Raw genomic sequence first — 2048 nt, 5'->3', positions numbered from 1 at the left:
ACTCCCGCTCATCTTTCTGCTGGCACCCTCTGGCCAGCCAACTGTTTGTCATCATTTCCTGACTGATTCGTCATTCCCTTCGTCCCGCCAGTCACTGGTGTTTGTATCGTATCGTGCCGGTGTCGATGTGCGCTTTCCGTGTGTCTGGTCTGCACCGGCTTAACAAAATTCAACGGGGATAAAATAGTGCAAATAACCGAAGCCTTACTTTCAGCGCCGGGGGAAATCCGGCGTTTTGTTCAGCAGGCGGTGGACCACTGGCCAAATCTGTTGGCATTTCACTTCACGCTCCATTCGGCAGAAGGAAACATCAACGGGCAACAGATTAATGCATTCCGTACTTCCTTTTATGAACGTATTACTGAGCGTAATCACACTGCCAGTCCATCATCGCCGGTGGTATTACGCTGGCTGCGGGAACAACATGGAGGAGCAACAATACGATGCCTGTTGCTGCTCAGCCAGACGAGCATTTGCCATCCGCGGGCCAGACTCAGCGTTGATGAAGAATGTTCGCAAGTGGTGGATTTACTGCAACAGACCTGGTGGATGATAAGTGCTGGCGGACAATGCCGGGTGGAAAGGTGTTTTCGGGTTACCCGGCCTGATACATCAGAGCAATACGTTGCGTTAAAAACGGCTGTTCAGTCTCTGATGCCACTGGTTATTGCAACAATTATCCGGTGATGATCGGGAGAAATATCGACTCTTCCGTTAATTTTTACAGACTGATAAAGTTTTGTCTGCTGAATCTTTATACAGAATTCTCTTCAGTGTGAGTACACGAATTGATATGAGACGACAATAACTCAGCCCGCCTGGCGCCGATTATTCTGGCCGGTTTTGTAACCTGAGTGTCATTTACATGATCCAACAGGAAATGGCGTGACGCTCAATACTTCTCAGGTCAGTTACTATATGACTCAGCGTAAGAAAGGTATAACTCAGCATATCTCGACCATGAAGGCTGGTATCTCAGTCCGTTCTGGTCGTCGGATCGAAAAAGGAGATTGGGCAAAAAACAGTGTTCGGCACTGGCGCACACGCAAAGATCCTCTGGAAGCTGTGTGGGACAGCATGCTTGTTCCTCTGTTGAAAGAGAGGCCGGCTCTGACACCAACAACTCTGCTGGAGATGTTACAGGATAGGTGTTTATCCAAACATCACAGCTAATGAGGCAGAAGAGGCCATCCATCAGAAAAATTGCGGCGTTGGCAGTATTGACACTGCGGGATACTGCATCAGTAATCTGTATCTGAGAGTGGTATAAAAATCTTGATTAGACAACATTTCAGATAACGCCGTAAAGTAACAATATAAGTTCTTGGTTGTTAAATCATGGTTATATTTCAGTAGAGGGATGAGTTAATTTTATGCAGGAAAAATGCATATTTTTATTAATAATTTTCCGTTTCCCTTACTATCTCCCATAAAGTACGGGCACCACGACGAAGAGGCGTACGCCTTATTTTCCCCTCTTTTTCAAGACACATAAGGTAATGGCGGGCCTGATAAGCACTCATTTCAAAACGCGAAGCAATATCACTCGTTCTGCATGGTGTCTTTATTTCCTGAATAAAATCCAGTATCTGCTTTTTCTTCATCTTCTGTTAACACTCTTAGCTGTAATCCTTTTTATTATACATCCTTACTTACGTTGAATCTCATTGCCATCTTTTATCATTGTAACCACATGAAAATAAAGGATGTTAGTAATAGTAGTGCTCTGTTTTGACTATTTATTGCTTTATTGAGTGGTTAGTGATTGGGCTAGACTGGCCCCCTGAATCTCCAGACAACCAATATCACTTAAATAAGTGATAGTCTTAATACTAGTTTTTAGACTAGTCATTGGAGAACAGATGATTGATGTCTTAGGACCGGAGAAACGCAGACGGCGTACTACACAGGAAAAGATCGCTATTGTTCAGCAGAGTTTTGAACCGGGAATGACGGTCTCCCTTGTTGCCCGGCAACACGGTGTGGCAGCCAGCCAGTTATTTCTCTGGCGCAAGCAATACCAGGAGGGAAGTCTTACTGCTGTGGCC

General features: G+C 45.1%; 3 protein-coding genes and 1 pseudogene. 3 read left to right on the top strand and 1 reads right to left on the bottom strand.

The window, feature by feature from the left end:
* The first annotated feature begins 186 nt into the window (after positions 1-186).
* The gene (locus tag ACJHYR_RS27540; protein WP_072721890.1) at positions 187-687 is read left to right on the top strand and encodes a hypothetical protein; all 501 of its coding nucleotides are present in this window, start codon (positions 187-189) and stop codon (positions 685-687) included.
* Positions 688-885: 198 nt separating this feature from the next.
* Positions 886-1149: pseudogene (locus tag ACJHYR_RS27535) on the top strand (IS21 family transposase); the annotation flags it as partial.
* Positions 1150-1397: 248 nt separating this feature from the next.
* On the opposite strand, the gene ACJHYR_RS27530 reads toward ACJHYR_RS27535, so the two are convergent.
* Positions 1398-1604 carry a FaeA/PapI family transcriptional regulator gene (locus ACJHYR_RS27530; RefSeq protein WP_059327727.1) on the bottom strand — a complete coding sequence of 69 codons (207 nt, stop codon included), beginning with the start codon at positions 1602-1604 and terminating at the stop codon, positions 1398-1400.
* Between the two features lie 258 nt (positions 1605-1862).
* Here ACJHYR_RS27530 and ACJHYR_RS27525 point away from each other — a divergent pair.
* Positions 1863-2048, top strand: a 186-nt coding sequence (locus tag ACJHYR_RS27525) for a transposase (protein WP_000567686.1), incomplete at its 3' end; no start/stop codon positions are given.

The organism is Escherichia sp. WS1450 (genome assembly GCF_046487395.1).
Lineage (GTDB): Bacteria > Pseudomonadota > Gammaproteobacteria > Enterobacterales > Enterobacteriaceae > Escherichia > Escherichia coli.
Note: the sequence above shows the minus strand (reverse complement) of the source record. Positions and strands in the feature narration are given on the sequence as shown.

Bases quoted from the DNA above. Each gene is read 5' to 3' on its own strand.
- ACJHYR_RS27530 (WP_059327727.1), bottom strand. From the start codon at position 1,604: ATGAAGAAAAAGCAGATACTGGATTTTATTCAGGAAATAAAGACACCA.